This is a genomic window from Sphingomonas sp. (genome assembly GCF_036388435.1).
GTDB lineage: Bacteria > Pseudomonadota > Alphaproteobacteria > Sphingomonadales > Sphingomonadaceae > Sphingomonas.
Genome location: NZ_DASVRV010000047.1, coordinates 1 through 13,581 on the forward strand (window position 1 = coordinate 1; position 13,581 = coordinate 13,581).

General features: G+C 70.6%; 8 protein-coding genes and 1 tRNA gene. 7 read left to right on the forward strand and 2 right to left on the reverse strand.

Going from position 1 to position 13,581, the window contains the following annotated elements:
- Positions 1-94: 94 nt before the first annotated feature.
- Complete coding sequence (locus tag VF592_RS11485) at positions 95-4,696, reverse strand: NAD-glutamate dehydrogenase (protein ID WP_331005767.1); 4,602 nt, start codon at positions 4,694-4,696, stop codon at positions 95-97.
- A 59-nt stretch (positions 4,697-4,755) separates the two neighbouring features.
- A complete protein-coding gene (locus VF592_RS11490) occupies positions 4,756-6,033 on the reverse strand; it encodes a hypothetical protein (RefSeq protein WP_331005768.1) in 1,278 nt (425 codons plus the stop codon).
- Between the two features lie 167 nt (positions 6,034-6,200).
- On the opposite strand from VF592_RS11490, the gene VF592_RS11495 reads away from it, so the two are divergent.
- From VF592_RS11495 to VF592_RS11525, 7 genes are all read left to right on the forward strand, one after another.
- Positions 6,201-6,276 (forward strand) — tRNA-Thr (locus VF592_RS11495).
- 386 nt (positions 6,277-6,662) lie between these two features.
- Entirely contained in the window at positions 6,663-8,954 is a 2,292-nt protein-coding gene (locus tag VF592_RS11500; RefSeq protein WP_331005769.1) for a CRISPR-associated endonuclease Cas3'', read from the forward strand.
- Positions 8,955-9,033: 79 nt separating this feature from the next.
- On the forward strand, positions 9,034-9,711 hold the full coding sequence (gene cas5c / locus VF592_RS11505; RefSeq protein ID WP_331005770.1) for a type I-C CRISPR-associated protein Cas5c: 678 nt from the start codon (positions 9,034-9,036) through the stop codon (positions 9,709-9,711).
- Complete coding sequence (gene cas8c / locus VF592_RS11510; RefSeq protein WP_331005771.1) at positions 9,708-11,576, forward strand: type I-C CRISPR-associated protein Cas8c/Csd1; 1,869 nt, start codon at positions 9,708-9,710, stop codon at positions 11,574-11,576. Before cas5c ends, cas8c begins: the two co-directional genes overlap by 4 nt.
- Complete coding sequence (cas7c, locus tag VF592_RS11515; protein WP_331005772.1) at positions 11,563-12,558, forward strand: type I-C CRISPR-associated protein Cas7/Csd2; 996 nt, start codon at positions 11,563-11,565, stop codon at positions 12,556-12,558. The genes cas8c and cas7c overlap by 14 nt, the downstream gene beginning before the upstream one ends.
- A 26-nt stretch (positions 12,559-12,584) precedes the next feature.
- Positions 12,585-13,238, forward strand: coding sequence for a CRISPR-associated protein Cas4 (gene cas4, locus VF592_RS11520; protein ID WP_331005773.1), 654 nt, complete (start codon positions 12,585-12,587; stop codon positions 13,236-13,238).
- A gap of 4 nt (positions 13,239-13,242) precedes the next feature.
- On the forward strand, positions 13,243-13,581 hold a 339-nt coding region (locus tag VF592_RS11525), incomplete at its 3' end, for a CRISPR-associated endonuclease Cas1 (RefSeq protein WP_331005774.1).

The window sequence follows — 13,581 nt, forward strand, 5'->3', positions numbered from 1 at the left end:
CTCGCGCGGGTGGCGGGCCAAGGCCAGCACGCGGCGGTCGCGCGTCGTCACGGTCTGACCGGCGGCTCCTCCCCGTCGGGGAAGGAGACCGGCCTCAGCGCGCCAGCAGCACCCGCGCCTGACCGGCGATCTGCGCGAACATCGCGGCGTTGGGCTTGGCCGCGAGGCGCGCGCGTTCGATCAGCGCCTTGAACTGCGCGACGCGCGCGGCGTTGCGGGCGAGCCAGGCGTCGACCGAAGCCTGGGGGTCGCCCTCGAACCCGCGGCCCAGGAATTCGAGCCGCAATTGCTGGAAGTCGCGCGCGAGCCCCGCGACGAGCAGCCGCTCCCATGGGTCGTTGGACTGGATGCGCGCGGCGGTCGCCTGCGCCCAGTCGAGCCCCAGCGCCTGGCCGAGATGGGTGAAGGCGCGCGCCAGCACCACCTCGTCCGCGCCCAGCCTGCCGCCGAGCTCCGCCAGCCCGATCGCGCCGTCAAGCTCGAACAGCCGCGCGACCTTGGCCGCCAGGTCGGCGGGGGTGCCGGCAGTTTCCAGGGCGCCACGGATGCGCCCGCTCTGGATGCGCGCTTCCTCCAGCAGCAGCCGCGTCGTCTCCGCGTCGAGCTTGCGGACGCCGGGTTCGAGATAGGCGACGACATCGGCGGGACCGGTGCCGGGCACGATGACGCGGAGCAGGTCGGCGATGTGCGACCGGGTGGCGGCCGCGACCTCGACAAAGGCGGCGAGGCGCCCGGCCTCGGGCATGGCGGTCGCCTCGATCTCCGCCCAGAGCGCGGGCAGGTCGAACAGCCGCTCGGCGACCACGAACATCGCGGCGATGTCGCCGGTCGCGGCGCCCTCCTCCTCCGCGAGCTCGACCGGGTGGAGCAGCCCCAGCCGGTTGACCATGCGGTTGGCGAGCTTGGTCGCGACGATCTCGCCGCGCAGGCGGTGCGCGTCGATCGCCGGGGCGAAACGCGCGCGCATGGCGGACGGGAAGGCGGCGTGGAGGTCGGGGCGCAGCGCCTCGTCGCCGCCCAGATCGGCGCCCTCGATTGCGTCCTGGAGCGCGAGCTTGGCGGTGGCGAGGAGTACGGCGAGCTCGGGGCGGGTCAGCCCCTGGCCGCCCTGCCCGCGCCGCAGCAGTTCCTCGTTCGCGCCCAGTCCCTCGACCGCGCGGTCGAGCCGGCCCGCCGCCTCGAAGATCTCGATCGCGCGGACATAGGAAGGGGTGGCGGCCGCGCCCTCGGCCTCGGCGATCGAGAGCGCGAGCGTCTGGAGGCGGTTGTCCTCCAGCACCAGCGCCGACACGTCGTCGGTCATGCTGGCGAGCAATGTGTTGCGGTCGTCGAAGGACAGCCGCCCCTCGATCATCTCGCGGTTGAGCGCGATCTTGATGTTGACCTCGTTGTCCGAGCAGTCGACCCCGGCCGAATTGTCGATGAAGTCGGTGTTGATCCGCCCGCCACGCGCCGCGAAGGCGATGCGCGCGGCCTGGGTCAGGCCCAGATTGGCGCCTTCGCCGATCGCGGTGGCGCGCAAGCTTTCGGCATCGACGCGCAGCCGGTCGTTGGCGGGATCGCCCACGGCGGCGTTGTTCTCGGCCGCCGCCTTTACGTAGGTGCCGATGCCGCCGAACCAGATCAGGTCGGCGGGCGCCCTGAGGATGGCGGAGATGAGCGCGGCGGGCTCCCATTCGGCCCGATCGACGCCGATCGCCGCCTGCGCTTCGGGCGACAGCCGCACGACCTTGTCGGTGCGCGCGAATACCCCGCCGCCGGGCGACAGGAGCGAGCGGTCGTAATCGGCCCAGCTCGACCGGGGGAGCGCGAACATCCGCGCGCGTTCGGCCCAGCTGCGCGCCGGGTCGGGATTCGGGTCGATGAAGATATGGCGATGGTCGAACGCGGCGACGAGCTTCACGGCCTTGGACAGCAACAGCCCGTTGCCGAACACGTCGCCCGACATGTCGCCGCAGCCAACGATCGCGATCGGCTGGGTCTGCACGTCGACCCCGCGCTCGGCGAAATGGCGCTGGACGCTGATCCAGGCGCCCTTGGCGGTGATGCCCATCGCCTTGTGGTCGTAACCCTGGCTGCCGCCGCTGGCGAAGGCGTCGCCGAGCCAGAAGCCGCGTTCGAGCGCGAGCGCGTTGGCCACGTCGGAGAAGGTCGCGGTGCCCTTGTCGGCGGCGACGACGAAATAGGGGTCCTCGCCGTCATGGACGCGGACGCCCTCGGGATGGACGACCGCGCCGTCGACGATGTTGTCGGTGATCGACAGCAGCGCGCGGATGAACACGCGGTAGCTTTCCGTGCCCTCGGCCAGCCAGGCGTCGCGGTTGGCCGCGGGGGGCAGCTGCTTGGCGTAGAAGCCGCCCTTGGCGCCGGTCGGGACGATCACCGCGTTCTTGACGCGCTGCGCCTTCATCAGGCCCAGAATCTCCGTGCGGAAATCGTCACGGCGGTCGGACCAGCGCAGCCCGCCGCGTGCGACCGGACCGGCGCGCAGGTGGATACCCTCGACGCGTGGGGAGTAGACCCAGATCTCGCGCCAGGGCAGCGGCGCGGGAAGGCCGGGGATCAGGTGGCTGTCGAGCTTGAACGCCAGCGCCTCGGCGGCGGCGGGCGCAAAGGCGTTGGTACGCAGGGTCGCCGCGACGAGGTCCCGGTACGCGCGCAGGATGCGGTCGTCGTCGATCGCCGACACCGCGTCGAGCCCGCGCTCGATCCGCTCGTCGGCCGCCGCCAGGTCGCCGGGCGCGGCGGGATCATGCGCGGCGGCGAACCGCTCGACCAGGGCGGCGGCGACGACGGGCGCGCGGCGCAGCGCGTCGACCACGGTGGCGAGGCTGTAGGGCAGGCCCGCCTGGCGCAGATAACGGAACCAGGCGCGCACCAGCACCACGGCCGCGGGCGCGACCCCGGCCTCCAGGATCAGCCGGTTGAACGCGTCGTTCTCGGCCCGACCCTCCAGCACGGCGGCGATCGCGGCTTCGAGCACGGGGGCGTCGGCGACGGGGGTCGCCGCCTCGACCAGGAAGTCGTGAAGATGGGAGCCGCTGTCGTCGGCGAGTGGGATGGGCAGCTCCTCGACGACGCGGAAGCCGAAATTCTCGAGCACCGGCACCGCGTCGGACAGCGACAGCGCGCCGCCCTGGCGGTAGATTTTCAGACGGATGCGCCCGCCTTCGCCGGCGATGCGGACCGACCGGGCGCCCGGGCCGGCAAGGGTGTCGAAGCGCAGGATGTCGGCCGCGGCCTCCGCCCCCGAGCGCGCGGTACGATAGCCGTTGGGAAAGGCGTTGGCCCATTTGAGCGCGAGCCGCGCGGCGGTGCGCTGCGGCGCCTGTTCGGCGAGCGCGGCCTCGACCTCGGTCGCCCAGCCGCGGATCATCCGCGACAGCCGCCCGTCGAGTTCGGCGTCGTCGGGCGGGGCCGCGCCGTCGGGAATGTCGAGCGTGTAGCGGATCAGCGCCACCACCTCGTCGAGCGCGATCGACCAGGACAGGAGCTCCGCGCCCGCGGCCTCGCGCAGCATCTCGCCGATCGCGATGCGCCGCGCCGTCGTCAGCTCGTCGCGGGGAAGCCAGGCAAAGGCGTATAGATGGCGGCGTAGCGGGGAGGGGGCGAGGACCAGGCGCGGGCGCGGGCGGTCCGCGAGCGACATGGCGGTGAGCGCCAACTCCTCCAGCGTGCGCGGCTCGAAGGCGACGCTCAGGTCGTGCGGCAGCGCGCCCAGCGCATGGGCCAGCGCCTTGCCGGTATGGCCGCGCGGATCAAAGCCGAACTTGGCCTCCAGCGCGCGCAGCCGCTCGCGCAACACCGGCACCGAGGCGGCGGGGGAGGAAAGGGCGGCGCTGGTCCACAGCCCGGCATGGATCGACAAGGCGGTGTCGCCGCCGTCGCGCACCGGCAGCACGATCAGGTCGAGCGGTGCCGCGCGGTGGACGGTGGAGATGAGGTTGGACTTGAGCAGCAGCGGCGCCTCGCCGCCGCGTTCGAACCAGGACACCGCCTCGGCGAGCGACGCGTCGTCGATCAGCGCGGTGCGGTGATCGTGGCGGGCGATGCCCAGCCGGTCGACCGCGCCGCCCGCCGCGCTCCAGCGGACATGGCCGAGCAAGGTCAGCTTGCCGCCCGAGAACCAGCGCAGCAGGTCGGCGCCTTCGCCCCCGTCGCCGCCATGGCCCGCGCACAGCTCGGCGTCGCGGGCCAGCGCGGCGCGCATAGCCGGCCAGTCCTTCACCGCGGCGCGGACATCGGCGAGCACGCCGTCCAGCTCCTGCCCCAGCGCCCGCCGGTCGCGCGCGTCGACGCGTTCCAGCTCCAGATAGATCATCGATTCGGGGGCCGCGCCCTCGCCCCCGATCGCCTGGAGCGCACCGACGCCGTCGCGGCGGACGGGGACGACCGGGTGGAGGATGCGATCGATCGCGATGCCGCGTTCGCCGATCGCGGCGGCGACCGAGTCGACCAGGAAGGGCATGTCGTCATTGACGACCGCCATGCGCAGGCGGCGGCGGACATCGTCGCTGGCGATCGGCTCCAAAGTGACGCGCGGGACGCCCGGCACCCGCTCCTGCGCCGCGGCGAGGAGGAACGACACCGCCTCGGCCTGTTCGGCGGGGCCGAAATCCTGGAGTTCGGCGGGCAGCGCGCCGGTGACGAGGCGGTCGGCGAGCGCGCTCGTCAGCGATTCAGCATGGGTCGACATGGGGCGGGCCTATGCGCCGCCGGGGGCGCGGGCTCAACCCTTCGTAACCTGTGTGACCATCACCCGATGGCGCGCACGGCCCGGGCGGTGAGCGCGGCGTCGTCGAGCTGCGCCACCACGTCCAGCCCGCCATTCGCGCCGACCCGCGCCACGAGCAGCACCAGGTGACCGGGCGCGGCGCTCTGGGGCAGGTCGATCCGGGCGAGCGCGTCGCGGTCCGCCAGCGCGGGTGGGACCGGCTTCTCGGCTGGGGCCGGACGGCGCGCGGCGCGGGCGGCGGCGACGACCGCCTTGATGCCCCCCGAGATGCCGCCGAGATATTCGGGCAGCTCGCCCGCGCGCACGCCTTGGTGGTGCGCATGGCCGAGCACGGTGGCGAACTCGGTCAGCCGCGTCTTGTCGTAATCGGCGCCGAAGACGAGCTTGGCGATCGGCGTCATCGGCGCGCGCGCCTGTTCCTTGACGCCCGCCTCACCCAGCAGGCGGCGATAGGCGTCGCGGTCGCGCTCCGCAGCGAGCGCGAAATCGTGCGCGCGGCCGAGCGCGCGGTAGAGCGCGGAGCGGCTGCGCGTGTCGGCCGCGCGGACCGCCGCGGCCGATTCGCGCGCCATCATCAGCTGCGCGTCGAGCGTGCCGGGCGCCGCGTCCTGATCGGCCTCCTCCTCCGCGAACGCACCGCTGGGGCCGTCCGCCCAGACCGGGGCGTTGGACGGAGCGCCACCCCACAGGGCCTCGCCATGCGGGGACGCCGGGGCGGGCGCCGCGCGGACCGAGGCTTCCAGCTCGACGTCGAGCGCGGCCTGGACGAACGGGTCGGCCAGTTCCTTCCAGTTGATCACGCCGTAGATGAAGTCGATCGCCTCGCCCGTCGACGAGAAGGGCATGAGGATGCCGCGGTACAGCGTGGTGTGGCCGCGCGTGTTGACGAATTCGGCTTCGAAGCCGATCGGCGCGCGGTTGGCGATGATCTGGAGATAATGGTCGGTCAGCCGCGACAGCAGCGAGCGCGACGGCACGTCGGTCACCCGCACCGCCTCGCCATCGATCCCGCATTCGGCGCGCAGCGTCGTCCCCAGGAACGAGATCACCGGGTCGTCGATCGCCCCGGTGAAGTCGAGCAGCACACTATGGTCGCCGAAATCGGCGATTCCGCCCGGCTCCAGGTCGGCGATGGCCGGGAAGGGGGCGCCGTGGAGGAGCGACACCCAGTGATTATAGGCGCGCACATGCATCCGTCGCTCGTCGCCGCCCAGGTCGAACATCTGTTCGCCCACGCCCGCATCCTCCGCTGCCAGCTCCGTCGCGTCCTCCGCGTCCAGCTTCTGCGACAAGTCCATGCCCGGTCCCCCGCGGGCGCCGCGAATGCCGCGTCCCGTTCGTCGGGGTGCTTGTGGGCCGGTTCTGGTAAACGCCGGGTAAAGCGCGCCAACGCTTGTCAGCCTGTGGACCTGCTGATAAGCGATCCGCCCAGCCACGGACCGCATCCGCGATCCGCTGCTCATGGGCCGCCTTAGCTCAGCTGGTAGAGCATCGCATTCGTAATGCGGGGGTCACAGGTTCGAGTCCTGTAGGCGGCACCAATCTCTCGCAAGTCTCTAGACGACACCTGCTCGGACTGCAGTGGCGTCCGGGTAAGTGGCGGAAGTGTGCGAGGTTTTCCGTGTACCGGCGCACGCGGTGGGGGCGGACAGACGGGCTTTCACGGCTTTGTCAAAGCGACGGCGGCCGGCCGTCTCAGCGGCCAACTTCCAGACCGCCACTCTGCCTGCAGCACGCCGCAACGGCTCAAGCGCCTGACCCCATACCGGCGCAATGCTGCCGACCATCGGGCGGCGAAACTGGTGGAAATCGGCCGGTCCGCTTTTGAGCGCCGATCAGCGACGGCGGACATTCGTTCACATTGACTATCGCAACTTGGCCACCTCCGCCAACTTGACAGGCCTAAGTGCCCCAAAGGAGTAACGCCATGTTCGATCCAACGGGACCGTCCTATGCCCATTCCCTGCCCGGCGAGCCGCGAACGAAATGGGAGAAGCTCCCGGTCCATTTGTTCGAAGTCGCCCGGTACGCGCGCGCTTTCGCCGCGCCGTTTGGCGCGGGAGCGGTGGCCGAGGCGGCGGGGCTGCTCCACGACATCGGCAAGCATTCCGCCGAGTTCCAGCGCTACATTGCCGACGATGGGCCGAGTCCCGACCACAGCACCGCCGGCGCGGTCGTGGCGGCGGCGCGCTACGGCCCGATCTGGGGGCGGTTGATCGCGATGGCGGTCGCGGGGCACCATTCCGGCTTGCCCGACGCGGACGCGGCGTTCGACGCGCGGCTCGCCAAGCCGCTGCCCGATCATGCCGGTTGGGAGGGGCAGGTGCCGGGCCTTCCGGGTCAGGTGAACGCGACGTTGAAGAAGTTCGGCGCGAGCCCCGGCTACAGCCTCGCCTTTCTCGGGCGCATGATCTTCTCCTGCCTCGTCGACGCCGACTCGCTCGCGACCGAGGCGTTCTGTGGCGCGCGGGAGCGGGGCGGCCATGCGCCGCTCCCGGTGCTGCGCGACCGGCTCGACGGGCACATGGCGCGCTTCGCGACCGGTCCGCGCGTCGACGAACCGATCAACCGGCTCCGCGCCGAGATCCTTGCGCATGCGCGGGCGAAGGCCGCGCTCGCCCCCGGCCTGTTCACGATGACGGTGCCCACCGGCGGCGGCAAGACGCTCGCAGGGCTCGCCTTCGCGCTCGACCATGCGGTCGCCCACGGGCTGGACCGCGTGATCCACGTGGTCCCCTACACCTCGATCATCGAGCAAACGGCGGACGTGTTCCGCCAGGCGCTCCATGACGAGAACGGCGATGCGCCCGACGTGCTGGAACATCACGGCAATGTCGACTGGGACGGGCACGAGACCGACGCGGACGGCCGCGACGCGCTCGCGAGGCTACGTCGCGCATCCGAGAATTGGGACGTGCCCATCGTGGTCACCACGGCGGTGCGGTTCTTCGAAAGCCTCCACGCGAACCGGCGCGGCGCGTGCCGCAAGCTTCACAACCTGGCGAAGAGCGTGATCATCCTCGACGAGGCGCAGACGCTTCCCGTCCCCCTGCTACGCCCCTGCGTCGAGGCGATCCGCGAGCTATCGACCAACTACGGCGCCAGCATCGTGTTGTGCACCGCCACTCAGCCCGCGTTGCGAATGTGCGACGGCTTCACGAACGGCCTCGATATCGCCCCCGACCGCGAGCTCGCTCCCGATCCGAAGCGGCTCTACGACCAGCTGAAACGCGTGACGGTGGAGCATGTCGGCGAGGTCGACGATGCCGCGATCGCCGCCCGCTTCGTCGAGCAGCCGCAGATGCTGTGCATCGTCAACAGCCGCGCCCACGCCCAGACGCTGTTCGCGGCGATCAAGGACGAACCCGGCGCGCGCCACCTCACTACGCTGATGTGTCCCGCCCATCGCCGGCGCGTCCTCGCCGAGGTGCGCGCGGCACTGAGCGCGGGCGAGCCGGTCCGCCTCGTCGCGACTTCGCTCATCGAGGCGGGGGTGGACGTCGACTTTCCGGAGGTCTGGCGCGCGGAGACGGGGCTGGATTCGATCGCGCAGGCGGCGGGCCGTTGTAATCGTGAGTTTAGGTTGGAGGTCGGCCAAGTCGTCGTCTTCGCGCCCGCCGAACGCAAGCAGCCGACCATCTTCGCGCAACCGACCGCCGCGATGCGCGCCGCGCTTCGTCGTCACGATGCCGACCCGCTCGGGCAGACGGCGATCCACGCCTATTTCACCGAGCTCTATTGGACCAAGGGTGACGACGCGCTCGACGCCGCGACGATCGACGGCGAGCGTTTCCCCATCATCCGCCACCTCAAGGACAGTTTCAGCCCGGTGAGCAAGGACGAGGTCCGCCTCGTCCCGCCCTTCGCGAGCATCGCGAAAGCCTTTCGCATGATCGACGACGTGATGAAGCCGGTGATCGTCCCATGGAAGGGCGGTGACGATCGGGACGAGGTGAATCGTCTCGTCGCCACGCTGTGCGCGGTCGAGCGTCCGCCGGCGGCGGCGATGCGCCGCTTGGGGCAATACACCGTGTCGATCCCGGCCAAGGCGCGCGCGGCGATGCTGGCGAGCGGGGCCGTTCAGCCGGTCGATCCCAAATATGGCGACCAGTTCATGCTTCTCGTGAGCGACAGCCTCTACAAGGAGCCGACCGGCCTCTCGCTCGATCCGTTTGGGATGGACCCGAGCGCGGGCATATTCGACGGGTCGCCGAACTGATCCGGATCGGCGCGAATTAGAGGCTTGCGATCCGCCTGGCCGCGTGTCAGCTTGCCGAACAAGGGGAGAACAACGCGCGATGGCTTTCGGTGTCCGCCTGCACGTCTGGGGTGAGCGCGCCTGCTTTACGCGGCCCGAGATGAAGGTCGAGCGCGTCTCCTATGATGTGATCACCCCGGCGGCGGCGCGCGGCGTCCTCGACGCGATCCACTGGAAACCGGCGATCCGTTGGGACGTGACGCGCATCCATGTGCTGAAGCCGATCCGGTTCCAGTCGATCCGCCGCAACGAGGTGTCGGCCAAAGCGTCCGCCGACGGCGCGCGGAGCGCCATGAGGAGGGGCACCACCGCCGGGCTGGGCATCGACATCGCCGCCGTGCGGCAACAGCGCGCGTCGACGCTGCTGGTCGATGTCGGCTATGTGATCGAGGCGCGCTTCGCGCTCACCGAGCGGGCGGGCGCGGAGGACACCGCCGCCAAGCATATCAGCATGTTCAAGCGTCGCGCCGCCGCCGGGCAATGCTTTCACCGCCCCTGCCTTGGCACGCGCGAGTTCGCGGCGGACTTTCGCCTGCTGGAGGAGAATGATCCGCTGCCGCCGAGCGAGCTCGCGCCGGGCGACCGCGACCGCGACCTCGGCTGGATGAACTACGAACCCGGCTACACCCCGAACATGCCCGCGCGCTTCTTCCGCGCCCGGATGGAAGGCGGCGTGATCGAGGTCGAGAAGCTGCTCGCCGAAGGGGTCGTCGCGTGACAATCCTCCAGGCGCTGTCGGGCTATTACGACCGCATGGCCGCGCGCGGCGACGCCGAGCCGCCGGGGTTCAGCCGCGAGAAGATCAGCTTCGCGGTCGTGATCGACAGGGATGGCGGGCTGGTCGATGTGGTCGACCTGCGCGACACGACGGGCAAGAAGCCGGTGGCGGTGCTGCGCGACGTGCCGGCGGGCGCGAAGCGGACGGTGGCGGTGGCGCCTAACCTGTTCTGGGACAAGACGGCCTATTCGCTCGGGGTCACCGCCGCCGAAGGCAAGCGCACCGCGCAGGAACATCGGGCGTTTCGCGATCTCCACGCCAAGCTGCTGGCCGAAAGCGGTGACGAGGGCCTCGCCGCTCTCCGTCTGTTTCTCGAAAGCTGGACGCCCGACCGCTTCACCGCGCCACGTTTTTCCACTGACATGCTGGACACGAATATCGTGTTCCGCCTTGACGGCGACACCGGTCCGAACGGCAAGCCGCGCTTCATCCATGATCGTCCGGCGGCGCTGCCGTTGATCGAGGCGCGGGGCGTCGCCGGCAATGCCATCCACTGCCTGGTCAGCGGTGTGGAAGCCCCGATGGCGCGGCTCCATCCCGCGATCAAAGGCGTCGACGGCGCGCAGACGATGGGCGCGGCGTTGGTGTCGTTCAACCTGGACGCGTTCGAATCCTATGGGCGGGCGCAAGGCGCGAACGCGCCGACCGGACAGGCCGCCGCGTTTCGCTACGGCGCCGCGCTTAACCGCTTGCTCGACCGGAACAGCGGGAGCCGCGTCCAACTCGTCGCGGGCGCGCATCTGGACCCATCGCGACGGCGGTCGCGCGAGGTGCGCCATCGGCACCGCTTCCGGCTCGGCGACACGACCACCGTGTTCTGGGTGGACGGCAGCGACGTCGGCGAGGAAGAAGCCGCCGCCGCCGAGGCGACGCTCGCATCGATCTTCGAGACGGTCGACCGCGTCGACGACGATCATGATTCCGCCTATGCTGCGCAAGTCCGTGTGATGCTGGAAAGCCTGGCCCAAGGCCGTCCGGCCGCGTTCGGCGAACTCCGGATTCCGCCCGGCGTGCGCGTCCATGTCTTGGGCCTCGCGCCCAATGCCGCGCGCCTCTCCGTCCGCTTCTGGATGACGGAGACGCTGGGGCATCTCGCCGGCCATGCGCGAAATCACGCGGCGGATTGCCGCGTCGAGCCCGCCCCGCATCTCTGGGGCGCGGGACCCGCGATCAATCGGCTGCTGGTGAAGACCACCGCCGCGCAGGAGAAGTGGGAGAACATCCCGCCGCTGCTCGCGGGCGAGATGGCGCGCGCGGTGCTCGGCGGCGGGCGCTATCCGTGGACCCTGCTGTCGACCGCGATCATGCGGCTGCGCGCGGGCGACGACCCCGGCTCGGGCTGGCACGCCGCCGTCATCCGCGCCGTTCTCGCCCGCGACCACCGACTTGGCATCACAAAGGATGGGGCACCCATGAGCGTCGACAAGCAAGAAACCAACCCCGCCTACCGTCTCGGCCGGCTGTTCGCCTTGCTCGAAGCGGCGCAGTACAACGCGCTCGGGCGGGTCAACGCGACGATCCGCGACCGCTATTTCGGGGCCGCCTCGGCGACCCCGGCCGGCGTCTTTCCCCTGCTGCTGCGCGGTGCGCAGAACCACCTCGCCTCCTTGCGCAAGGAGGGCAAGGCCGGCGGGCTGGAGCGCGATCTGGAGGAGGTCATGGGCGGGCTGGCGACCGGGTTGCCGCGCTCGCTTCGGCTGGAGGACCAGGGCCGGTTCGTGATCGGCTATTATCATCAACGCGCCGCGCGCTTCACGAAGAAGGACGTGGTCGACGAGCAGGGGAATGACGATGCCAGCAACTGACAGCCCGGCGTTGACGCGCCGTCACGATTTCGTGCTGTTCTTCGACGTGACGAACGGCAACCCGAACGGTGATCCCGACGCGGGCAATTTGCCGCGCCTCGATCCCGAGACGAATCGCGGGCTCGTTTCCGACGTCTGCCTCAAGCGCAAGATCCGCAACTATGTCGAACTAGCCAAGGAGGCGGAGCCGGGCTATCGCATCTACGTCACCGAAGGCGCGATCCTGAACGAAGCGCACCGCGAGGCCTATGTCGCGATCCGGCCCGGCGGCGAGGCGGTCGGCAAGGCCGCCAAGCTCAATCCCAAGAGCGACGAGGAACTCGCGCGGCTCCGGCGCTGGATGTGCGACAATTTCTTCGACATCCGCACCTTCGGCGCGGTGTTGTCCACCGGCATCAACGCGGGGCAGGTGCGCGGCCCCGTCCAGATCACCTTCGCACGCTCGGTTGAGCCGGTCCTGCCGCTCGAAATCTCCATCACGCGCATGGCCGCGACGAACGAGAAGGAAAAGCAGCAGCGCGAGGCGGGCGCCGATGACGAGCGCATCGACAACCGCACCATGGGCCGAAAGCACATCATCCCGTACGGTCTGTACCGCGCGCACGGCTTTGTGTCCGCCCCGCTCGCCAGCCACGCGACCAAGGGCACCGGCTTCACCGAGGCGGACCTGGAACTGCTCTGGACGGCGCTGACGGACATGTTCGAGCATGACCGCTCGGCCGCGCGCGGCGAGATGGCGACGCGCGCTCTGATCGTGTTCGCGCATGACGGCGCGCTCGGCAACGCGCATGCCGACAAGCTGTTCGGTCGGGTGAAGGCATGGCGCAAACGTCCCGGGGACGATGCGAGCGATCCGTTGACGCTTCACGAGGTGGATTCGGATGCGATCCACAATTGGTCCCCGGCCCGCAGCTACGACGACTATGCGGTGACGGTCGACGAGGACGCGCTGCCCGCGGGCGTGACGATCACCCGGATGTAGCGGAGGTGGAGCCGGAGTCGATACCCTTGCCGCCGTCGTCGCTCCCGGCGACGGCGATCGACGAGGATGACCTCGTCCCTATCTCCGCGCTCCAGCACCAACTTTTCTGCCCCCGCCAATGCGCGCTCATCCATCTGGAGCAGCAATGGCTGGAGGACGGCGCCACCGCCGAGGGGCGCGTCCTGCATGAACGCGTCGACGATGGCGGGGCGGACAATAGGCGCGGCGTCCGCACCGTGCGCGGCATCGCGTTGCGCTCGCTCGCGCTCGGCGTCACGGGCAAGGCCGACGCGGTCGAGCTGCACGGCCGCGCGCCGAACCTGCGGCCCTATTCAATCGAGTATAAGCGCGGCCAACCCAAGACGCACCGCGCCGACGAAGTCCAACTCTGCGCGCAGGCTTTGTGCCTGGAGGAGATGTTCGGGACGGAGGTGCCTGAGGGCGCATTATTCTATGCCCGGCTGCGCCGCCGCACGCTTGTCGCGATCGACGCCGATCTGCGCGCGCTGACCGCCGCCACCGTGCTGGCGGTGCGTACGATGCTCGCATCTCGGGTTACCCCCGCGCCGGTGCCCATGCCAGGCTGCCCGCGCTGCTCGCTGGAGCCGCTCTGCCGTCCCGCCGTGATCGCGGCGCGACCCTCGGTCGAGCGCTGGCTCGCGCGCCAGCTCGCGGACTGATCCGGTGCGCCGTTACCTCAACACCATCTACGTCACCAGCCCCGACGCCTGGGTCCGCAAGGACGGCGCGAACGTCGTCGTCGAGGTCGAGGGAGCCGAGCGTGGCCGCGCGCCGATCCACATGATTGGCGGGCTGGTCTGTTTCGGGCGTGCCGGCATGTCGCCCGCGCTCATGGCCGCCTGCGCCGAGGCGGGGGTCGCGGTGTCTTTCCTGACGCCCAACGGCCGTTTCCAGGCGCGCGTCGAGGGCCCGCGCACCGGCAACGTCCTGCTTCGCCGCGCCCAGTACCGCGCCGCCGACGATCCCGCCCGCGCCGTTCCCGTCGTGCGCGGCATCGTCGCC